19 protein-coding genes and 1 riboswitch are annotated in these 21,308 nt (G+C 66.8%); of the genes, 4 read left to right on the top strand and 15 right to left on the bottom strand.

Going from position 1 to position 21,308, the window contains the following annotated elements:
• Positions 1-73: 73 nt before the first annotated feature.
• The 5 genes from dapC to LQZ87_RS03795 are packed head-to-tail and all read right to left on the bottom strand — an operon-like array spanning position 74 to position 3,010.
• Positions 74-1,186, bottom strand: a complete 1,113-nt coding sequence (gene dapC / locus LQZ87_RS03815; protein WP_230102128.1) for a succinyldiaminopimelate transaminase — start codon at positions 1,184-1,186, stop codon at positions 74-76.
• Between the two features lie 3 nt (positions 1,187-1,189).
• Positions 1,190-1,510 carry a ferredoxin gene (gene fdxA, locus LQZ87_RS03810; protein ID WP_227530477.1) on the bottom strand — a complete coding sequence of 107 codons (321 nt, stop codon included), beginning with the start codon at positions 1,508-1,510 and terminating at the stop codon, positions 1,190-1,192.
• 9 nt (positions 1,511-1,519) lie between these two features.
• Positions 1,520-1,921 carry a histidinol dehydrogenase gene (locus tag LQZ87_RS03805; RefSeq protein WP_230102127.1) on the bottom strand — a complete coding sequence of 134 codons (402 nt, stop codon included), beginning with the start codon at positions 1,919-1,921 and terminating at the stop codon, positions 1,520-1,522.
• A gap of 37 nt (positions 1,922-1,958) precedes the next feature.
• Complete coding sequence (locus LQZ87_RS03800) at positions 1,959-2,273, bottom strand: AzlD domain-containing protein (protein ID WP_230102126.1); 315 nt, start codon at positions 2,271-2,273, stop codon at positions 1,959-1,961.
• Positions 2,270-3,010 carry an AzlC family ABC transporter permease gene (locus tag LQZ87_RS03795; RefSeq protein WP_230102125.1) on the bottom strand — a complete coding sequence of 247 codons (741 nt, stop codon included), beginning with the start codon at positions 3,008-3,010 and terminating at the stop codon, positions 2,270-2,272. The genes LQZ87_RS03800 and LQZ87_RS03795 overlap by 4 nt, the downstream gene beginning before the upstream one ends.
• Before the next feature lie 64 nt (positions 3,011-3,074).
• On the opposite strand from LQZ87_RS03795, the gene LQZ87_RS03790 reads away from it, so the two are divergent.
• Positions 3,075-3,620: an XRE family transcriptional regulator gene (locus LQZ87_RS03790; protein WP_230102124.1), complete on the top strand. Its 546-nt coding sequence runs from the start codon at positions 3,075-3,077 to the stop codon at positions 3,618-3,620.
• A 10-nt stretch (positions 3,621-3,630) separates the two neighbouring features.
• On the opposite strand, the gene LQZ87_RS03785 is transcribed toward LQZ87_RS03790, so the two are convergent.
• The 3 genes from LQZ87_RS03785 to typA all read right to left on the bottom strand — a co-directional run bounded on the left by LQZ87_RS03785 (position 3,631) and on the right by typA (position 8,355).
• Complete coding sequence (locus LQZ87_RS03785) at positions 3,631-5,256, bottom strand: MFS transporter (protein WP_230102123.1); 1,626 nt, start codon at positions 5,254-5,256, stop codon at positions 3,631-3,633.
• A 5-nt stretch (positions 5,257-5,261) separates the two neighbouring features.
• Positions 5,262-6,269 (bottom strand): glutaminase A, encoded by a 1,008-nt coding sequence (glsA, locus tag LQZ87_RS03780; RefSeq protein WP_230102122.1) that lies wholly within the window; start codon positions 6,267-6,269, stop codon positions 5,262-5,264.
• A 172-nt stretch (positions 6,270-6,441) separates the two neighbouring features.
• Positions 6,442-8,355, bottom strand: coding sequence for a translational GTPase TypA (typA, locus tag LQZ87_RS03775; RefSeq protein ID WP_230102121.1), 1,914 nt, complete (start codon positions 8,353-8,355; stop codon positions 6,442-6,444).
• 145 nt (positions 8,356-8,500) lie between these two features.
• On the opposite strand from typA, the gene LQZ87_RS03770 reads away from it, so the two are divergent.
• Positions 8,501-9,259, top strand: coding sequence for a CPBP family intramembrane glutamic endopeptidase (locus tag LQZ87_RS03770; protein WP_230102120.1), 759 nt, complete (start codon positions 8,501-8,503; stop codon positions 9,257-9,259).
• A 157-nt stretch (positions 9,260-9,416) separates the two neighbouring features.
• On the top strand, positions 9,417-10,358 hold the full coding sequence (locus LQZ87_RS03765; protein WP_230102119.1) for a hypothetical protein: 942 nt from the start codon (positions 9,417-9,419) through the stop codon (positions 10,356-10,358).
• A 75-nt stretch (positions 10,359-10,433) separates the two neighbouring features.
• Here the strand turns inward: LQZ87_RS03765 and LQZ87_RS03760 are convergent, their stop codons facing one another.
• The 7 genes from LQZ87_RS03760 to gcvT all read right to left on the bottom strand — a co-directional run bounded on the left by LQZ87_RS03760 (position 10,434) and on the right by gcvT (position 20,339).
• Positions 10,434-12,161: an ABC transporter ATP-binding protein gene (locus tag LQZ87_RS03760; protein WP_230102118.1), complete on the bottom strand. Its 1,728-nt coding sequence runs from the start codon at positions 12,159-12,161 to the stop codon at positions 10,434-10,436.
• Positions 12,158-13,108, bottom strand: a complete 951-nt coding sequence (locus LQZ87_RS03755; protein ID WP_230102117.1) for an ABC transporter permease — start codon at positions 13,106-13,108, stop codon at positions 12,158-12,160. Before LQZ87_RS03755 ends, LQZ87_RS03760 begins: the two co-directional genes overlap by 4 nt.
• Positions 13,098-14,027, bottom strand: coding sequence for an ABC transporter permease (locus LQZ87_RS03750; RefSeq protein WP_230102116.1), 930 nt, complete (start codon positions 14,025-14,027; stop codon positions 13,098-13,100). The genes LQZ87_RS03755 and LQZ87_RS03750 overlap by 11 nt, the downstream gene beginning before the upstream one ends.
• Positions 14,028-14,106: 79 nt before the next feature.
• A complete protein-coding gene (locus LQZ87_RS03745) occupies positions 14,107-15,729 on the bottom strand; it encodes an ABC transporter substrate-binding protein (RefSeq protein WP_230102115.1) in 1,623 nt (540 codons plus the stop codon).
• Positions 15,730-15,961: 232 nt separating this feature from the next.
• Complete coding sequence (gcvP, locus tag LQZ87_RS03740) at positions 15,962-18,865, bottom strand: aminomethyl-transferring glycine dehydrogenase (protein WP_290368241.1); 2,904 nt, start codon at positions 18,863-18,865, stop codon at positions 15,962-15,964.
• Positions 18,862-19,239 carry a glycine cleavage system protein GcvH gene (gene gcvH, locus LQZ87_RS03735; RefSeq protein ID WP_230102114.1) on the bottom strand — a complete coding sequence of 126 codons (378 nt, stop codon included), beginning with the start codon at positions 19,237-19,239 and terminating at the stop codon, positions 18,862-18,864. Before gcvH ends, gcvP begins: the two co-directional genes overlap by 4 nt.
• Positions 19,236-20,339, bottom strand: a complete 1,104-nt coding sequence (gene gcvT, locus LQZ87_RS03730) for a glycine cleavage system aminomethyltransferase GcvT (protein WP_230102113.1) — start codon at positions 20,337-20,339, stop codon at positions 19,236-19,238. The genes gcvH and gcvT overlap by 4 nt, the downstream gene beginning before the upstream one ends.
• Positions 20,340-20,488: 149 nt before the next feature.
• Positions 20,489-20,582: riboswitch (glycine riboswitch) on the bottom strand.
• 60 nt (positions 20,583-20,642) lie between these two features.
• On the opposite strand from gcvT, the gene LQZ87_RS03725 reads away from it, so the two are divergent.
• Positions 20,643-21,308 (top strand): NUDIX domain-containing protein, encoded by a 666-nt coding sequence (locus LQZ87_RS03725; protein ID WP_230102112.1) that lies wholly within the window; start codon positions 20,643-20,645, stop codon positions 21,306-21,308.

Genomic DNA, 21,308 nt, shown 5'->3' with positions numbered 1-21,308 from the left:
CCTTTACAGCCTAGTCGCCAGATCGGCCTACTGTGACATCCGCCAAGAGATGGAGGAGTTCAGCGGTGGGAACCTACAGCGACTCGCCGCGCAGGCGGCGAGCACCCTCGGCGACGCGGTCGAGCGGGGCCGTCAGCGCGAGGCGCACATGCTGCGCGGCATCCGCTCCGTAGAAGGGCCCAGGGCCGGCCAGGATGCCGAGATCGGCGAGCGCGCCCATCGACTCCCAGGCGTCCCTGCCCTCTGTGGCCCAGAGATACAGCCCGGCCTCCGAGCCGTCGATCCGGAAGCCGGCCTCCTGCAGGGCTGGGCGCAGCAGGTCACGGCGGGCGCGATACCGCTCCTTCTGGGCGGCGACGTGCTCGTCATCGCCCAGAGCTGCGACCATCGCCTGCTGAACAGGGGCGGGCATCATCAGACCGAGGTGCTTGCGAGCGCTCAGCAGGTCGGCGATGACACGTGCGCAGCCGGCTGCGAACGCTGCACGGTACCCCGCGAGGTTGGACTGCTTGCTCAGCGAATAGACGCTGAGCAGGTTCTTCCGCGAGCCCCCGGTGACGCGAGGGTCGAGCACTGATGGCACCGGCTCGGCGGCCCAAGGACCGTCCCAGCCGAGCTCCGCGTAGCACTCGTCGCTCGCGAGCACGGCGCCGAGCTCGCGGGCACGGCGGACGGCGACCGCGAGCTCGTCGACGGTCCAGGTGCGCCCGTCCGGGTTGCCGGGGGTGTTGATCCAGATGAGCTTCGTGCCCTCCGGCCACGCCGCGGGGTCGTCTTCGGCGACCGGTGCGGCGCCGGCGACGCGCGCACCGACTTCGTAGGTCGGGTACGCGACGCGGGGGAACACGACGATGTCGCCCTGGCCGAGGCCGAGCAGCGTCGGCAGCAGCGCCACGAGCTCCTTCGAGCCGACGGTGGGCAGGACGTTGTCCACGGTGAGGTCGGGCACTCCCCTGCGGCGGGCGTACCAGGCGACGATCGCCTCGCGCAGCGCCGGGGTGCCGATGTTCTGCGGGTACGCATGAGCGTCGGTCGCTTCGGCGAGCGCGCGCCTGATCACCTCAGGCGTCGGGTCGACGGGAGAGCCGATCGACAGGTCGACGAGCCCCCGTGGATGCAGTGCCGCGCGCTCACGGAACGGGACGACGGCATCCCACGGATAGTCGGCGAGGTCCCGAACCCCCACGCGTCACTCCCCCTGCGGCGGGAGCGCGGCGATGATCGGGTGATCGTGCTTGATGACGCCGACCTTGGCGGCGCCGCCAGGCGAGCCGATCTCTTCGAAGAACTCGACGTTCGCCTTGTAGTAGTCCTGCCACTCGTCGGGCAGGTCGTCCTCGTAGTAGATCGCCTCGACGGGGCACACGGGCTCGCAGGCGCCGCAGTCGACGCATTCGTCGGGGTGGATGTACAGCGACCTTTCGCCCTCGTAGATGCAGTCAACGGGGCACTCGTCGATGCAGGCGCGGTCCTTGACATCGACGCACGGAAGGGCGATCACATACGTCACCCCTTCAGTCTACGACCCGTTCTCGGGGTGAGGCGCCTCACGCGGCGCGTGCTGTGCCTGGCGTCGGAGGTTCGGCCAGGCGATCACGAGCAGCGCGATGCCGGCGACGAGGTAGATCCAGACCTGCCCGATCGGGGTGTTCGGAACGATGATGGAGCCGCCGGGCCCTGGGCCGGAGATGATCAGCAGCATCCCGATCATGCCGAGAGCCGTGGCGATGGTCGCCGCACGGTCGTGGGTGAGTGCGCGCACAGCAATGAGCAGTGCGGCACAGGCGATCGCGCCGACGATGAGCCCGATCGGCACCGGCCCCCACATCAGACTGTGCGCGATGGTGCCGGCGGCGCCGTAGACGACACCGACAAGGGCAGCGGCGATCCAGGACAGCGTTCGAGACAACCAGTTGGGCACGGACAGATCTTACGCCGCGAGTGCCGGGTTCCCGCCTTCAGACAGCCCAGCCGACGAGCCGCAGCACGGCGGCGACTGCGGCTGCAGCGATCACGACGACGAGGAACGACTGGCGCAGGTACAACAGCCCAGCCGCGACCAGGACGGCCGGGATCCGCGCATCGACCACGATGGCCTGACCGTTGCCGAGGGTCTGCACGGCGACCAGGGCGGCGAGAAGGGCGACGGTGAGCAGATCCGAGATCCGCGCCGGCCGCGGCGCTTCGAGCAGGCGTGCGGGGATCAGGTAGCCGAAGGCCTTGAGCGCCGCACAGATGCATGCGGCCAGCAGCACCGCGCTCCAGACGCTCACCGGGCTCCCTCGCCCGACGGGCTCTGGTCGCGCCCCAGCCAGTTGAACCACCCGACGAGGATGGCGACGACGGCGGCCACGAGCACCGGCAGCCCCGGCATGATGAACGGGGTCAGCGCCGCTGCGACCACGGCAGCCGCCACGCCGACCGCGATGGCCTGACGCTGCTTGAGGCGCGGCCAGAGCAGCGCGAGGAATGCGGCTGCGGCCGCCGCATCCAGCCCCCAGGTCTTGGGATCGCCGAGCACGTCGCCGAGGAGCGCGCCGAGGAGTGTGGTGAGATTCCAGCCGATGAACACGCCGAGACCGGTGACCCAGAAGCCCAGACGACGCAGAGGCGTCGTGCTCTGCGAGATCGCCACGGCCGTCGATTCGTCGATCGTGACATGCGCGGCGGCCGTGCGACGCAGGGCGCCGGCGCCGATGATGGGCGACATCCGCATGCCGTACGCCACGTTGCGCACGCCCAGGAGGGCAGCCGAAGCGATCGCCGAGGGCAGGGCGCCGATGCCTCCTGCGCTGAGCACCCCGATGAACGCGAACTGGGATCCGCCGGTGAACATCAGCAGGCTCAGCACGCACGTCTGCCAGACGTCGAGGCCGGATGCCACGGCGAGGGCTCCGAACGAGATGCCGTACGCGCTCGTGGCCACGGCGACGCCGATGCCCTCGCGCCAGACCTCGCGGCGCGCGACATCGGCGGATCCGGCATCCGCCGTTCGATTCGATGAACGCATGCTCGTCATTCTGAACACCTGCCGCGGGATAGTCAAGTGAACGAACGTTTGACATGATGAACGCATGGATCTCGGAACACGCATCGCGCGAACTCTGCGCCGAGAGCGCGAAGCACGCGGGCTGTCCGTCTCGGAGCTCGCCAGGCGAGCCGGAGTGTCGAAGGCGACGGTGTCGCAGCTCGAGGGCGGATCGGGGAACCCGAGCGTCGAGACGCTCTGGGCCCTCGGCGTCGCGCTGGACGTCCCGTTCGCCGTCCTCGTGGATCAGCAGGCGAACGCGCCGACGCTGATCCGCGCAGCCGACCTCGCCGGAGTGCCATCGGCGGCCGCCGCGTACAGCGCAACGCTGCTGTCGGCCAGCCCTCCTGGCGCCCGTCGCGACGTTTATCTCATCCAGGCCGAGCCCGGTGAACCGCGCCGATCCGACCCGCATCACGCCGGCACGACGGAGCACGTCATCCTGCTCTCCGGCCAGGCGCTGATCGGACCGGCGGGAGACGGCGTGCTGCTGAACCCCGGGGACTATCTCGCGTACGCCGGCGACACCCCGCACCTGTTCGAGGCGAAGGTCGCCGGCACGAGCGCTGTGCTCATCTCCGAGTTGCGCTGAGCGGCGGGCGCTAGGTCGACACAGGATCCGGATCGGGGATCTCGTCGGGCTTGTATCGAGGCAGACGCGAGGCCGGCAGGATCGCCAGCGCACTGATGCCGGCGAGGATCAGAAGGCCGAGCCGCAATGTTCCGAGCCTGGACTCCTCGTTGACGGTGACGGCCGCATCGACCTGCTCCTGCGTGGCATCGGTACTCTCGAGCACCGCGCGCAGATCGTCGTTGCTGACGAAGTTGATGTCATCCATGTTGACCTGCGCGACCAGCGACGGGGGCAGCTCAGGATGCTCGAGCACTGCTCGCCCGACGCTGATGCCGAGCAGAGACACCAGGAGTGCGCCGGCGACCGCTGTTCCGACTGCCGAGGCGAGGTTCTGCGTCGTGCCGCGAAGGGAACCCACATCTCCCGCGAGCGCGGCAGGGGCGGAGGTGACGAGCACATTGAACACCAGCGTCACCAGAGCGCCCTGCCCGACGCCGAAGACGAACAGGCCGAGGATGGTCGGAAGCGTCTCCCAGTTGTTGTTCACGACGATCGACAGCCAGATCAGTGCCGCAGTCGTCAGAATGAAGCCGAAGACGCCGATCGTCCGCGGCGGATACCGCTTGTAGAAGCGAACGACCAGGGTCGCGGTGACGAACACGGTGAGATTGAACGGCATCATCGCCAGAGAGGTGTCGAAGGGCGTGCGCCCCTGCACGATCTGGATGTACAGCGGGATCGAGAAGTTGACGCAGGCCTCGAGCGCCACGACGATGAACATCGCGTAGACGGCGGCGCGCTCCCGCGGTGAGTCGATGATGCTGAGGTCGATCAGGGGCACCTGCCCTCGCGACATCCGCCGTCTCGTCCAGAGGAAGAATCCCTGACCGAGCACGACGCCGACGATGATGAACAGCGGTGCCGGCGACAGGCCGAACACGGTGAACGGTGCCCCCTCGGTCGCGGCGAGCGCTCCCCAGGTGTTGAGGTTGTTGAAGCCCAGGGTGAGGAGCACGATCGCCGAGCCGATCAGCAGCGCGGCGACGAGGTCGATGCGGATCGTGGCGTTCCCGTGGTCGCCGCGCAGTGTGAAGCTCAGCGCGAAGACGACGACGGCGATGCCCAGCACGATCATGAACACCGGTCGCCAGCCGACCAGGGTACCGAGCGTTCCTCCGATGAGGAACGCGCTCACACCGGAGATCGCACGCGCCGAACCCAGAGCGCCGATCGCGGTCGCCTGCTGCGGGCCGTGGTAGTTCTCGGCGATCAGCGCGACGAGCGATGGCACGATGATCGCTGCCGCGGCTCCGGCGGCGGCCTGACCCGTGATCGCCCAGGCCACCGTGGGCGCGAAGATCATCAGCAGGGATGAGCCGGCGAACAGCACGATCACGATGCGGAAGATCAGCACCCAACCGACGCGCTGCCCGAGCTTCGCGCCAGTCATCACGAGCGCCGCCACCGCGAGCCCGTACACGACGATGGTCGAACTCGCGATCGTCGGCGGCACACCGAAGTCCTCGACCATGCCGCCCAGCGAGATCGGCAGCGCTGCGACGTTGAACGACATGAGCACCTGCGCGAGGAACAGGCTCACCATGGGCAGCCAGGACGTCCTCTGCGAGGCCTCCTTCGCGACGGTGTCGGTCATGATCATCACTCCTCGGCGCGGGTCATCGGCGCTGATGCGAACAGGTTCAATCCCAGTGATCGTGAGAGATGGCCGATCGCGAGCTGCGCGCGCACCGAGTTGCCTGCGCTGTCCAATGGCGGCGAGAACGCGCCGGCCGCCCCTTTGCCGGGCGCGACGGCGACGATGCCGCCGGACACCCCTGACTTCGCCGGAAGGCCGATCTCGAAGAGCCACTCCCCCGAGCGTTCGTATAGTCCGGATGCCGCGACCACGGCGAGAGTGTCGCGACAGACATCCGCGGAGACGACTCGACGCCCCGTGACGGGGTTCACGCCGCCGTCCGCGAGAGTCGCGCCCATGACGGCGAGGTCATGCGCCGTGACGTTCAGCGAGCACTGGCGCGTGTAGACGTCGACGATCTCGTCCGAGTCGCCCGTCAAGCGTCCGTAGCTGCCGAGCAGCCGACCCAGTGCGCGGTTGCGTTCGTTCGTCTGGATCTCCGAGTGATACACGTCGTCGTCGAACGGGAGCTCCCGCCCGGCGAATGCGGAGAGCCCGTCGCGGATGCTCTCCCATTTGGCATCAGGGTCGGCACCGGGCATCAATGCCGTCGTGGCGATCGCCCCGGCATTGACCATCGGGTTCATCGGATGCCCGCCGTTGAGCTCGAGCGCCATGACCGAGTTGAACGAGAGCCCGGTGTTGTTGACCCCGACGATGTCGCGCACGGTCTCATGGCCGTGCTCCTGGATCGCGAGCGCGTACACGAACATCTTCGAGATCGACTGGATAGAGAACGGATGCAGAGCGTCACCGGCGTCGTGGACGCCGCCCGTGGCATCCACCACGGCGAGCCCGAACAGCGCCGGGTCGGCTGCTCCGAGGATCGGAATATAGTCGGCGACCTCGCCCGACGCATCACCCGAGTGCCGACGATGCGCCTCGAGCACGAGTTCTTCGACACGCTCCCAGCCCGGCAGCGCGCCCGTGGCGACCGCTTGGTCGATTCCTTCGGTGTCGGTCGGGATCACCCGAGGCTCCTCACGCTCTCGGTGCCACCGTAGACCCGGCCGAGGTCTCTGTACAGACCGGCCTGCACAGGATCCTGACACGACGAAACCCCCTCGCGGCATCCGCGCCCCGCGCAGCGACGTACGTCAGCGGGGCGTCGGCGGCCGGAGGGGGCCTCGACGGAATGAGGTGTTACGCGTTCGCGTCCTGACGCTTCATGCGCGAGGTCTCGCGGCCGCGGATCGTCTGGTCGAGGATCACCTTGCGGATGCGGACGACTTCAGGAGTCACCTCGACGCATTCGTCGTCGCGGGCGAACTCGAGGCTCTCCTCGAGCGTGAGCTGGCGCGGCGGCGTCATCGACTCGAAGGAGTCCGAGCTCGCGGCACGCATGTTCGTGAGCTTCTTCTCCTTGGTGATGTTCACGTCCATGTCGTCGGCGCGCGAGTTCTCGCCGATGACCATGCCCTCGTAGACCTCCTGCGTCGGCTGCACGAAGAACGACATGCGCTCCTGCAGCGCGATCATCGCGAACGGGGTCACGACGCCCTGTCGGTCGGCGACGATCGAGCCGTTCTGACGCGTGGTGATCGAACCAGCCCAGGGCTCGTAGCCGTGCGAGATCGCGTTCGCGATGCCGGTGCCGCGCGTGGTGGTCATGAACTCGCTTCGGAATCCGATGAGGCCGCGCGACGGGACGATGAACTCCATGCGCACCCAGCCGGTGCCGTGGTTGATCATGTTGTCCATGCGACCCTTGCGGTTCGCCAGAAGCTGCGTGATCGCGCCGAGGTGCTCTTCCGGCGTGTCGATGGTCAGGTGCTCGAAGGGCTCGTGGACCTTGCCGTCGACCTTCTTGGTGACCACCTGCGGCTTGCCGACGGTGAGTTCGAAGCCCTCACGGCGCATGTTCTCGACGAGGATGGCCAGCGCCAGCTCGCCGCGGCCTTGAACTTCCCAGGCATCCGGTCGGCCGATGTCGACGACCTTGAGCGACACGTTTCCGATGAGCTCGCGGTCCAGGCGGTCCTTCACCATGCGAGCGGTGAGCTTGTGCCCCTTCACCTTGCCCATCAGAGGCGACGTGTTGGTGCCGATCGTCATCGAGATGGCCGGGTCGTCCACATGGATCTGCGGCAGCGGGCGCACGTCCTCTGGGTCGGCGATGGTCTCGCCGATCGTGATGTCCTCGAAGCCGGCGATCGCGACGATGTCGCCCGGCGCGGCGGACTCGGCCGGGTAGCGCTCCAGAGCGCGGGTCTTCAGAAGCTCGGTGATGCGGGCGTTGCTCGTGGTGCCGTCTGCACGGACCCAGGCGACGGTCTGGCCCTTCTTCAGCGTGCCGTTGAAGACGCGCAGCAGGGCGAGGCGGCCGAGGAACGGGCTGGAGTCGAGGTTCGTGACCCACGCCTGCAGGGGCGCCTCGTCGTCGTACGACGGAGCCGGGATGTGCTCGAGGATCGCACCGAACAGCGGCTCGAGGTCGTCGTTGTCGGGCAGGCTGCCGTTGTCGGGACGGTTGAGGCTGGCAGCACCGGCACGGCCGGACGCGTACACGACGGGGACGTCGAGCAGCGCATCGACATCGAGGTCGGGCACGTCGTCGACCAGGTCGGATGCCAGGCCGAGGAGCAGGTCGTGCGCCTCTTCCTCCACCTCTGCGATACGGGCGTCCGGACGGTCGGTCTTGTTGACCAGGAGAATGACCGGGAGCTTCGCCTCGAGCGCCTTGCGCAGCACGAAGCGGGTCTGCGGCAGCGGGCCCTCCGAGGAGTCGACCAGCAGCACCACACCGTCGACCATGGACAGGCCGCGCTCGACCTCGCCGCCGAAGTCGGCGTGGCCGGGGGTGTCGATCACGTTGATCGTGATCTCCTCGCCCTTGGCGTGCTCACCCTTGTAGGTGATCGCGGTGTTCTTGGCGAGGATCGTGATGCCCTTCTCGCGCTCGAGGTCGTTCGAGTCCATGGCGCGCTCGTCGACGTGAGCGTGCTCACCGAAGGAGCCCGTCTGACGAAGCATCGCGTCCACGAGGGTCGTCTTGCCGTGGTCGACGTGCGCGACGATAGCGACATTGCGGAGGTCAGAGCGAAGGGCGTGCGCCATGCAGGTTTCCTAAAGGGATTGGTATGTGATGGAGGTGCCGCTTGTACTGAGCGAGCGTCAGCGAGACGAAGTGACGGTACAGGATATCGCACGCTCGCTGACCGCTCACCGAGCACCCATATGAACGCTCCCGTAACATCGGGCTGTGTCGTCGGAATCCGCCTCTGTCTCACGTGCTCGCACGTGGTGGGAGATCGCCATCGTGCTGGGCCTCGGACTGGGCGAATCGGCGATCTACGCGATCGTGCAGCTCGCGTACCGGCTCACGGATGCCACGCCTCTCGCCGACCAGACCACCACGCTCAACCCCTCGCGCAGCGACCGCGAGGTGTTCGACCTGATCTACCAGGTGCTGGGGATCGGATTCTCGATCGTTCCCGTGCTGCTCGTGTGCTTCGTGATGTGGCAGAGCGCTCGTCCTCATCTCGGGCGACTCGGACTGGACGGCACGCGAGTCGGCAGGGATGCCGGTCGCGGCATCCTGCTCGTGCTCGCCATCGGGATCCCCGGCCTCGCGCTCTACGTCGGCGGCCGGATGCTCGGGCTGTTCGTCGCCGTGGATCCTGCCGGGCTCGACACGCACTGGTGGACGGTACCTGTTCTGCTGCTGTCGGCCGCTCGCGCCTCGATCATCGAGGAGTTCGTGGTGCTCGGATACCTGTTCTCCCGCCTCCGCACGCTCGGCTGGGGCCTGTGGCCGATCATCATCGCCACCTCGGTGCTGCGTGCCAGCTATCACCTGTACCAGGGCCCTGGCGCGTTCGTCGGCAACCTCGCGATGGGCCTGCTGTTCGGGTGGCTGTTCGCCCGAACAGGCCGCCTGCTCCCGTTCCTCGTCGCGCACTTCCTCATCGACGGGATCGCGTTCGTCGGCTACCCCTTCGTCGCTCCCCTCCTCCCTTAGCGAGACTGCAAAACCACGCCGAGACCGCATCGCTTCGCGTGCGTCTCGGCGTGGTTTTGCAGTCTCGGTAGTGACATCTCTCTCTGCACATCAAGCGCCACGGGCCCTACCTGTGGAAACGCGGTGCCAGTGGACACATAACGTCCATTGTGGGGTGATGCAGCTTCTCCCCAGCCCGTTGTCTCTGCTCCTCTCCCACGACGAAGGCGTGAGCCACACCGAACGAGGCTGGCGCTCCGGAGCACTCACACGCCTCGCACGCGGCGTCTACGTGAACACTGACGGTTGGCGACTTCTCCCGCCGTGGGAGAAGCAGTTGGTACGCGTGCATGCCGTGTTGGCAGTCGATCCGCGACGAGTGATCTGCGGCGAATCAGCGGCCGCCCTCCTCGGCGTGCTCGTCGCTCACCCGTCCCGACCTGTGCATCTGCTCACGGAAACGGGAGCCTCACGCGAGTATCGCGGCGTCCGTACACACTCCTCCGTCGATGCGCGCGAGATCATCGTCGTCGACGGCATCCGTCTCACGTCGCCCGCCGCCACTGCAGTCGACATCGCACGTTCTCGCCCACCGGCCGAGGGTCTGGCATACGCGGACGCACTGATGCGAGCGGATCCCACGATCTCGCGAGCGTCCCTCATCGCATTGAACGATGCGCTCGCATCCGGGCGAGGACGGCGTCAAGCGCGCTGGGCTCTCGAACGTGCGACGGGCCGTCCCGAGAGCATCCTCGAATCGGCCAGCCTCGCCGTGATCGAGTGGCTCGGCTACGAGGCGCCCACCGTGCAGCAGGAGTTCTTCTTCGAGGGGCATGTCGACCGCGGGGACTTCTACTGGGAAGATGTCGATGTCGTCGGCGAATCTGATGGGGATTTCAAGTACTTGGGCGATCTGGGAGACCCTGCTCAGACGATCATCGACGAGAAACGTCGAGAGAACCGTTTACGTCGAAACACCGCAGGGCTTGCGCGATGGGGATGGACGGAGCTTCACGAGATCGAGCCGCTTGATGCGGCACTACGTGCAGCTGGTCTGCATCCTGTGCGCCCTCGCGACACGATGCGCCTGACCGGATTTCGTCCGCTCGGCCGAGACTAATTCCGAAACTGCAAAACCACGCCGAGACCACATCGCTTCGCGCGTGTCTCGGCGTGGTTTTGTTGATTCGAGGGATCAGTGGGCACCGAGCGAGATCGACGCGCCGGGGATCGCGCTGAGCAGACGCTCGGTGTACTCCTGCTGCGGGTTAGCGAAGATATCGTCCACGGTGCCCTGCTCGACGATCCGGCCCTTCTCCATGACGCAGACGCGGTCGGCGATGACGCGGACCACCGCCAGATCATGGGTGATGAACAGGTACGTCAGGTTCAGCTCGGCCTGCAGGTTCGCGAGCAGGCTCAGCACCTGGGCCTGCACCAGGACGTCGAGCGCCGATACCGCCTCGTCCAGAACAACGATCTCGGGCTTGAGTGCCAGCGCGCGCGCGACGGCGACGCGCTGCCGCTGCCCACCGGAGAGCTCGTTCGGATACCGGTCGACGATGCTCGACGGCAGTGCGACCTGGTCGAGCACCTCGAGCACACGAGCACGACGCGAATCCGTATCGCCCACTCCGTGAACCCGAAGCGGCTCGGCGACCGTGTTGCCGATGTTGTGCAACGGGTCGAGCGAACCGTACGGGTCCTGGAAGACCGGCTGCATCTGGCGACGCATCGCCAGCAGCTCCGACCTGTTCATCGTGTCGGTGTCGCGGCCGTTCACGAGGATCGAGCCGGACGTCTTGTGCTCCAGGCGCAGCAGCATCTTGGCCGCAGTCGACTTGCCCGACCCGGATTCGCCGACGATCGCCATCGTCGACCCCTTAGGCACCTGGAACGAGATGTCATCCACAGCCGTGAAACGCGTCGATGTGAACCCGGTTCCCCGGATCTTGAACACCTTCGTCACGTCCCGGAACTCGATCACCGGCTCTGCCGACTCGATGGCATCGCGATCGACGACGGTGGGGATGACGGCGAGGTCATCCAGCCCCTCGACCTCGATCGAGTCGACGGACTCATCATGGCTTGAAGCGGACTGGATGCGCTTGGACGCCAGGCTCGGCGCAGCCGCGACGAGTCGCTGCGTGTACGGATGCTGCGGATTCTGGAGGATTTCCAGCGCCGGCCCCGACTCCACGATGCGTCCACGGTGCATTACGACCAGGTTCTCGGCGCGCTCGGCTGCGAGCCCGAGGTCATGCGTGATGAACAGCACGGCGGTGTTCCGCTCAGCGGCGAGACTCTCGAGGTGATCGAGGATCTTCTTCTGCACCGTGACATCCAGCGCACTGGTCGGCTCGTCGGCGATCAGCAGCTCGGGATGCGACGACAGGCCGATCCCGATCAGGACGCGCTGCCGCATCCCGCCGGAGAACTCGTGCGGGAACTGGCGCAGTCTGGACTCAGCATCCGCCAGCCCCGCCTGCTGGAGAACCTCGACGGCGCGCTTGCGAGCGGCCCTCTTGCTGTCTGCGAGCCCGTTGGCCCGGATGGTCTCCTCGACCTGGAACCCGATGCGATGCACCGGATTGAGGCTGTTCATCGGGTCCTGCGGGACGAGGCCAATGAGCTTGCCTCTGACCTCTTCGATCTGGGACTTGCTCAGCGTCGTGAGATCCCGCCCCTGGAACAGCACCTTTCCTCCGGTGACCTGCCCGCTCCCGGGGAGCAGGTTGATGATCGCGTGGGCGGTCGTCGACTTGCCGGAACCGGATTCCCCCACGATCGCCATGGTCTCGCCGGGATAGATGTCGAAGCTTACGCCGCGCACGGCCGGCACGACGCCGTCCTGGGTGCGGAAGGCGACCTCCAGATCCTGCACCGACAGCAGCGGAACGTTCGCGTCAGCAAAAGGCATCATCGCAGCGCCCTCGCCTTCGGGTCGAGCGCATCGCGCACTGTCTCTCCCAACATGATGAACGACAGCACAGTCAGCGACAGCGCGATCGATGGATAGATGAGCGGCATCGGGTCGGTGCGGAGGCGGATCTGCGCATCGGCGATATCCTTGCCCCACGAGACGACGTCGCCGGGAAGCCCCACGCCGAGGAACGACAGCGTCGCCTCGGCCGTGATCGCCGCGGCCAGACCGATCGTGCTGACGACGATCACCGGAGCGATCGAGTTCGGCAGCACGTGGGTGAACATGGTCCTGACCTTCGAGACGCCGAGCGCCTCGGATGCCATGACGTAGTCCGCAGACCGCACTCGCAGAATCTCCGAGCGCAGGATACGGGCAAGCGCAGGCCATCCGAAGAAGCCGATCGCGAGCGAGATCACGAGGATGTTCCGGTTCGCGAGGAACATAGACATGATGACGACGGCCGCGAGGACGTAAGGGATCGCGAAGAACATGTCGCCGATGCGCATCAGCACCGCGTCGACCCATCCGCCGAAGAACCCGGCGAACGCTCCGATGACGATCCCCATCACGGCGATGATGAGCGTCACCAGGAGTCCGACGGAGAGCGAGGTGCTCGTGCCGTGGATCACGCGGGAGTAGACGTCGCAGCCCTGGAAGTCGAAGCCGAGCGGATGCCCCGACTCAGGTCCCGCGTTGGAGTTGGACAGGGCACAGTCGTTCGGGCCCACCTGCACGAACAGTCCGGGGAACACCGCCACGACGACGAGGATCAGGACGAACACCCCCGACACCCAGAACATCCAGCGTCCGCGCAGATCGCGCCAGGCATCCAGCCAGAGATTGCTCTTGCGCTCGCTGACGCGCACGGCGTCGACGGCTCCGAGTCCGCCCTCGTCGAGTTCGGCGACATAGTGCGGCATCCGCCGCGTGGAGTCATTTGACATAGCGGATCCTCGGGTCGAGCACGCCGTACAACAGGTCGATCACCAGGTTCACGAGAACATAGATGACCACGAGCACGGTGACGATGGAGACGATCTCCGGGGCATCGTGTCTTCGAATTGCGCCGAACAGCTCGTTGCCGACGCCTGGCACGTTGAAGATCCCCTCCGTGACGGTGGCACCGACGATCAGGATGCCGAAGTCGGCCGCCAGATTCGTCGTGACGGGGATCATCGAGTTGCGCAGCACGTGCACCGGTATGACGCGACGCGTTGGCAGGCCCTTTCCGAAGGCCATCCGCACGAAGTCCTGCTGGCGCGTCTCGATCACGGACGCACGGGTGAGGCGGACGACGTACGCGAAGTTCAGGGCGGCGAGCACAATCGCGGGAAGCAGCAGGTCTTCCCATGGCACGCCTCTGCTCACCGTGGGTCTGAATATCCCCAATTGGATGCCGAGAAAGAACTGCGCCACGAAGGCGAGGACGAAGACCGGCAGCGAGATCAGGAACAGACTGATGAGCATCGACACATGGTCGAAAACGCTGTTCTTGCGGAGTCCGGCGACCAGGCCGACGAGCACGCCGAAGACGAGCTGGATGATGATCGCGAGAAGGGCGAGTCGCAAGGTCACCGGGAAGGTGCGCGCGAGGATGTCGTTCACACTCTGGCCGCGGAAGGTCGTACCCAGGTCGCCCTGGAACAGGTCGCCGAGGTAGATCAGGTAACGGGTCAAGAACGGCTGGTCGAGGTGGTATTCGGCCTGCAGCGCGGCGTACTGCGCGTCCGTCGGTGTCTTGTCACCGAACAGCGCGAGGATCGGGTCGCCCGGTAGAAGGAAGACCATCGAGAAGATCAGGAAGGTCGCCCCGAGGAAAACGGGTATCGCCTGCAGGAGGCGTCGAAGAATGTATCCAGTCATAGCGAGTACCAGAACCGTGCGGTGCGGGGCGACAGAACCTCATCGCCCCGCACCGCACGCTCCGGACAGAGCCTGTGTCTTACTCCGCCTTCGTGATCTGGTAGACGATCGGCCAACTGTCCCAGCCGTACTCGACGTTGTCGACGGCGGTGGAATAGCCGGCGTTCGTCGACCGGTACCAGAGCGGCAGCACGGGCAGATCCTTGAACAGAACCTCCTGAGCCTGCTCGAACTTGGCGTTGCCCTCTTCGACGGACGGTGCCGTGGCGCCCTCCTGCACGAGCTTGTCGTACTCGGGGTTCGAGTAGTCGCCGTCGTTGGAACCGGCGCCGGTGATGAACAGCGCGCCCAGGATGTTGTACGCACCCGGGTAGTCGAACTGCCAGCCCGAACGGGTGGCGGCGTTCAGCGTGCGGTTCTTGATCTCCTCACGCAGCGTCGCGAGGTCGGGGAACGCCTGACCCTGCGCGTCGATGCCGAGAGTGTTCTTCAGCTGGTTCGACACAGCGTCGACCCACGGCTGGTGTCCGCCGTCGGTGTTGTACGCAATGGTGAACGTGCCGCTCCACGGGGAGATGGCGTCGGCCTGCGCCCACAGATCCTTCGCCTTGTCGGCGTCCGCGTGGGTGACCTCTGAACCGGCGATGTCATCCTTCCATCCGTCGATGACCGGTGACGTGTAGTCGACGGCGGGCGTGCGGGTGCCCTCGAAGATGACGTCGGTGATCTCGTCGCGGTCGATCGCGTAAGAGATCGCCTGGCGACGCAGGTTTCCCTCTTCGTCGTTGCCGAAGTGGTCGAGGCGAGCCGGGATGGTCAGACCCTCCCAGATAGCAGCGGGCTGATCGACGGCGCGGTCGCCGAGGTCGTCCTTGTACGTCGCCAGAGCGGACGGCGGGACACCGGGGTTGATCACGTCGAGGTTGTCGGAGAGCAGGTCGGCGTATGCGGCCTCACCTGTTCCGTAGAAGACGAGGTCGACGCCGCCGTTCTGCGGCGTGCGGGGTCCGTCGTAGCCTTCGTTCGGGACGAGGGAGATGACCTGGTCGTGCTCCCAGTTGTCGAGCTTGTAGGGGCCGTTGCCGACCGGAGCCTGACCGAAAGCCTCCGGGTCGTCGAAGAACGAGTCGGGCAGCGGAGAGAACACCTGGTAGCCGAGACTGATCGGGAAGTCCGACTGCGGTGCGGCGAGCTGGACGGTGAAGGTGGTGTCGTCGACGACCTCGAGCGAGAGAGTGTCTTCGCCGCCTTCGGCGGAGTATCCCTCGAAGTTCGCGAACCACCACTGGTTCTCGAAGGCCGCGTCGGATGCCGCGTACTGCCAGGCCTTCACGAACGACTCGGCGGTGACAGGAGTGTCATCGCTGAACTTCGTGCCTTCCTTGATCTTGATAGTCCAGAGCTGGTTGTCCTCGGACTCGATCGACTCGGCGACGTCCATCGCCATCGCGCCGTCGGCTTCGTAGTACACCAGGCCCGCGAAGAGGTTCTGCAGCGCAAGACCGCCACCGACCTCGTTAGTCACAGCCGGAATCAGCGGGTTCTGGGGCTCATTACTCTGAACCGTGACGATGCCGGTCGAGGCTCCGCCGCCTCCGCCGTCGCTGTCACCGCCGCCAGTGCTCGATGAGCATCCGGAGAGGGCGATCGCGCCTGCAGCAAGCAGGCCGACGGTCGCCAGCAGAATCCTTTTTCTCTTCACGTTGTCCTCCTGTGGACATGTAGAAGTGCACCCCCTCGTCTTCGAGAGGCAGATAGTCGAGAATAACCCGACGTGGTGCCCGCAACTCGCATCCGTGTCCCTCCGTTAATCAACCGTTACTGAACGATCGGACAGGAATTACCAACCACGCTTCCCGATACCGCAAAACCACGCCGAGACGACGTCGTTACGACGTCGTCTCGGCGTGGTTTTGTCGATCGGGAAGAGGGACCTACGCGAAGGCCTCCACAGGCGGGCAGGCGCACACCAGGTTGCGGTCGCCGTACGCCTGGTCGATCCGGCGCACCGGCGGCCAGTACTTGCCCGCGACGAGGGAGTGCACGGGGTAGGCAGCATCCTCGCGGGTGTAGGCGTGGTTCCACTCCCCCGAGATCAGCGAGACGGCGGTGTGCGGTGCGTTCACGAGCGGGTTGTCGTCGGTCGGCCAGCGACCGGCCGCCACCGCTTCCGCCTCCTGCTTGATCATGATCATCGCCTCGATGAACCGGTCGATCTCGCCGATGTCCTCCGACTCCGTCGGCTCGACCATGAGCGTCCCCGGCACGGGGAACGACATGGTCGGCGCGTGGAAGCCGTAGTCGATCAAGCGCTTCGCGACGTCGTCGACCGTGATGCCGGTGGCCTCCTTGAGCGGACGCAGATCCAGGATGCACTCGTGGGCGACGCGGTCGTGCTCGCCGGTGTACAGCACCGGATAGTGGTCGCGCAGGCGTGCGGCGATGTAATTCGCCGAGAGGACGGCCGCGGCCGTGGCATCCCGCAGTCCTTCGGCGCCCATCATGCGCACGTACGACCACGAGATCGGCAGGATGCCGGCAGAGCCGTACGGTGCGGCCGACACCGGGCCGCCCGCGAATTCGAATCCGCCCGCGTGTGCCGCGCGCTGCGCGAGCGGGTGCGACGGCAGGTGCTCGGCGAGGTGCGCCTTGGCGGCCACCGGTCCCACGCCGGGTCCCCCACCGCCGTGCGGGATCGCGAACGTCTTGTGCAGGTTCAGGTGCGAGACGTCGCCGCCCAGGTCGCCGAAGCGGGCGAAGCCGAGCAGCGCGTTGAGGTTGGCGCCGTCGACGTACACCTGGCCGCCGGCGTCGTGCACCGCGGTCGTGATGTCGACGACATCCTGCTCGTAGACGCCGTGCGTCGACGGATACGTGATCATGAGCGCCGCGATCTCGTCGGCGTGCGCCGAGATCTTCGCCCGCAGGTCGTCGAGATCGACGTTGCCGAGCTCATCGCAGGCCACCACGACGACCTTCATGCCGGCGAGCACGGCGGATGCCGCGTTCGTGCCGTGCGCGGACGACGGGATCAGGCACACGGTGCGGTGCTCGTCGCCGTTCGCCAGATGGTAGCCGCGGATCGCGAGGAGCCCGGCGAGTTCGCCCTGCGAGCCGGCGTTCGGCTGCAGCGAGACCGCGTCGTAGCCGGTCACCTCGGCGAGCCAGCCCTCGAGCTGATCGATCATCTCGAGGTAGCCCTCGACGTCGGACTCCGGCGCGAACGGGTGGATCTGCGCGAACTCCGGCCACGTGATCGACGCCATCTCGGTCGCCGCATTGAGCTTCATCGTGCACGAGCCGAGCGGGATCATCCCGCGGTCGAGCGCGTAGTCGCGGTCGGCGAGGCTCTTCAGGTACCGCATCATGGCGGTCTCGGAGCGGTGCACGTGGAAGACGGGGTGGGTGAGGAACTCGTCCTTGCGGTGGAGTTGCTCCGGCAGAGCGCCGTGCGACCCGCTTCCGAAGAAGCCGAACGAGCGCTGCTCCTTGCCGCCGAACATGATCGCCACCTGGTGCAACGCGCCGAAGTCCGTCGTCTCGTCGACCGAGATGCCGATCGTGTTCTCGTCGACGAGGCGGAGCAGGATGCCGAGCTCGTCGTGTGCACGGGCCACGACCGCCGCGGCATCAGAAGTGCGCACCTCGACCGTGTCGAAGAACGCGTCGTGGACGACCTCTGCGCCCGCCTCGACCAGCCAGTCGCGGAACATCGATGCGCGGAGCGCGACGTTGCGTGCGATGTTCGCCAGCCCGTCCGGGCCGTGGTAGACCGCGTACATCGACGCCATGACGGCGAGCAGCACCTGTGCGGTGCAGATGTTCGAAGTCGCCTTCTCACGGCGGATGTGCTGCTCGCGGGTCTGCAGCGACAGGCGGTACGCGGGCTTGCCGTCGGCATCCACAGAGACCCCGACCAGGCGTCCTGGCAGCTGACGCTCGAGTCCCTGACGGACGGCCATGTACCCGGCGTGCGGACCGCCGAAGGCCATCGGCACCCCGAAGCGCTGGGTCGTGCCCACCGCGACGTCGGCGCCGAGCGAGCCGGGCGAGGAGATCAGGGTGAGGGCGAGCAGATCGGCCGCCACGACCGCGAGACCGTCGGCGAGGTGCGCGGCGTCGATCACGGCCGACGGGTCCCAGATGAGACCGGATGCCGCGGGGTACTGCACGAAGACGCCGAACAGCTCCTCCGGCAGAGCCTCGCCGCCGGACAGGTCGCGCTCGACGAGCTCGATGCCCAGCGCCTTGGCCCGCGTCGCGAGCAGTGCCTTCGTCTGCGGGAACGCATCGGCGTCGACGACGAACACGTTCGACTTCGCCTTGGACGCGCGCCTGGCCAGCAGCATCCCCTCGGCGACCGCCGTCGACTCGTCGAGCATCGACGCGTTCGCGGTCGTGAGGCCGGTCAGGTCGGCGACCATCGTCTGGAAGTTGATGAGCGCCTCGAGGCGCCCCTGCGAGATCTCGGGCTGGTACGGCGTATAGGCGGTGTACCAGGACGGGTTCTCGAGCACGTTCCGCTGGATGACACTCGGGGTGATCGTGCCGTAGTAGCCGAGCCCGATCATCGGGGTGTTCACCGTGTTGCGCGATGCGAAACCGCGGAGCTCCGCGAGCGCCTCGGCCTCGGTGGCGGCGTGGGGGATGCGTGTCTCTCCGAGCGCGGTCTTGACGTCGGTGTATATGGCACCGGGAACCGCCTGACGCATCAGCGCCTCGACCGGGCTGATGTCGTCGGTCGCTGCCGTGAGCCCGAGTGTCTCGAGCATCGTGTACTGCGTCTGAGCGGTGGTTCCGATGTGGCGATCGGCGAAGCCTGTCACGAGTGGGGTCAACCCTCCGTCAGGGCGACGTAGGCGTCGCGGTCGAGCAGACCCTCGGCCGCGCCGTCCGCGATCGTCACCTTGATGAGCCAGCCGCCCTCGAACGGCTCGGCGTTCACCAGCGACGGGTCGTCGACGACGGCGTCGTTGATCTCGGTGACCGTGCCCGCCAAGGGCGCGTAGAGCTCGCCCACCGACTTGGTCGACTCGATCTCGCCGACCACCGCGCCGGCGGTGATCTCGGTGCCGACGGCAGGGAGTTCGACGAAGACGACGTCGCCGAGCTTGTCAGCGGCGTAGTCGGTGATGCCGACAGTCGCCGTGGTGCCTTCGATGGCGAGCCACTCGTGCTCGTCGGTGTACTTGAGAGCGGTGAGATCGGTCATTTCTTCCTCCGGTAGAAAGGCAGGGCGGTGACGGTCGCGGGGATCTTGGTGCCCCGCACATCCAGGTAGACGGTGGTTCCCGCATCGGCGGACGCGGGGTCGATGTAAGCCATCGCGATCGGGTGGCCGAGCGTCGGACTGAGCGCGCCGGACGTGACCTCGCCGAGCACGGTGCCGTCCTCGGCGACGACGGCGTAGCCGGCGCGGCCGGCGCGCTTGCCCTCGGCCTCGAGGCCGACGAGCACGCGGGCGCCGTCTGCGCGGGTGGACGACTTTCCGACGAAGTCCTCCTTGTCGGATGCCACGACGCGGCCGAGGCCCGCCTGCGCGGGCTTCGTGTCGAGCGAGAGCTCGTGGCCGTACAGCGGCATGCCCGCCTCGAGGCGAAGGGTGTCGCGGGCTGCGAGCCCTGCGGGGACGAGTCCGTGCGGACTGCCGGCGGCGAGCGCCGCGTCCCATAGGTCTGCGGCGTCCTCGGCGCGGACGAGCAGCTCGAAGCCGTCCTCGCCCGTGTAGCCGGTGCGTGCGATCAACAGCGGATGCCCGAGGAAGAGGGCGTCGGACCACGCGTAGTACTTCTGGTCGCTCCATGGTGCGCCGAGCTCGGTGACGCCGGCGATCTGCGAGACGATCGCTTCGGATGCAGGACCCTGGACGGCGATGAGCGCGTAGCCGTCAGACACGTCGGCGACGATGACGTCGAACCCGCCGGTGCGTTCCGGAAGCGCCGCGGCGACGGCGTCCCGGTTGCCCGCGTTAGAGATGATCAGGAAGCTGTCGCCCCCGAGTCGATAGACGATGACATCATCGATGATGCCGCCGTCCTCGGCGAGCAGCAGCGAATACTTCGCCTTGCCGACCGCCATGGTCGACAGGCGGCCCGCGAGTGCGTAGTCCAGGTAGGCCGCGGCATCCGGCCCCTCGATCGTGAACTCAGCCATGTGCGAGATGTCGAAGAGCCCTGCCGCCTGACGCACGGCGTGGTGCTCGGCGAGGTCGGAGGTGTAGCGAACCGGCATCTGCCAGCCGCCGAAGTCCGTGAAGGACGCGCCGAGCGACTCATGTCGCTCGCGAAGCGGGGTGTAGCGGGCCTCGGTCATGGAGTTCTCCCGTATCGATCGGAAGGATGCCGTACGGAATGCACGGTATCCGAGAACTCCCCCTCTGTCATGGGCCTGAGAGTTTCGCCGCCCGTTGCGCACGGGGGCTTTCACCGTCGGCGGATCGTGAGATCGCTTTTCAGAGCGGCCGGACGTGCGCGGTATGGATACCTGAGAGATTGGCGGGGAGGCTTGCTCCTTCGGTGCCCGATCGCGTTCATCGGGCTCTCCCGCGCAGGTCATGCGGCCTGTGTTCACTTAGCGCTCCCAGCATAGCCGCACCGCTCATCTACGCTCGATCATGTGGACGCATCCCCTGCCAGTTCCGACGCGATCCGCGTCGCCGTCTCGACCGTCATCTTCTCGCTGCGGGCGGGCGACGAGGGCGACCGGCTCATGCTGCCTCTGGTCCGGCGCACGCGCGAGCCGCACCTGAGCATGTGGGCGCTGCCAGGCGGCTGGCTCGATCCGGCGGAAGACCTGGATGCCGCAGCATCCCGCACCCTCGCTGAGACGACAGCATTGGGGCCCAGCCATCTCGAGCAGCTCTATACGTTCGGCGACGTCGATCGCTCTCCCGCGCGCGCCGTCTCGATCGTCTACTGGGCGCTGCTGCGCTCGGACCTCGTGGATGCTCAGCGCGGTGCCGCCGGGGCGCCCGAGAACGTCGAGTGGTTCGACGTGGACGACCTGCCGACGCTGGCGTTCGATCACAACCGCATCGTCGAATACGCGCTGTGGCGGCTGCGGAACAAAGTCGGCTACAGCTGGATCGGCGCGGGGCTGCTGCCCGACGAGTTCACACTCACCGAGCTGCGCGAGGTCTACGAGACGGTGCTCGGCCGCAGGCTGGATCCGTCGAACTTCCGGCGTCTGCTCGAAGGATCGGACGAGCTCGTGCCGACGGAGTCGTTCCGCACCGGCAAGCACCGCCCCGCCCGCCTGTTCCGCCTTGCGACGGGAACCTGA

This window comes from Microbacterium sp. Bi121, assembly GCF_918698005.1.
GTDB lineage: Bacteria > Actinomycetota > Actinomycetes > Actinomycetales > Microbacteriaceae > Microbacterium.
The sequence above is the reverse complement of the archived record's forward strand: the minus strand, read 5'-3'. Positions and strand labels throughout refer to the sequence as shown.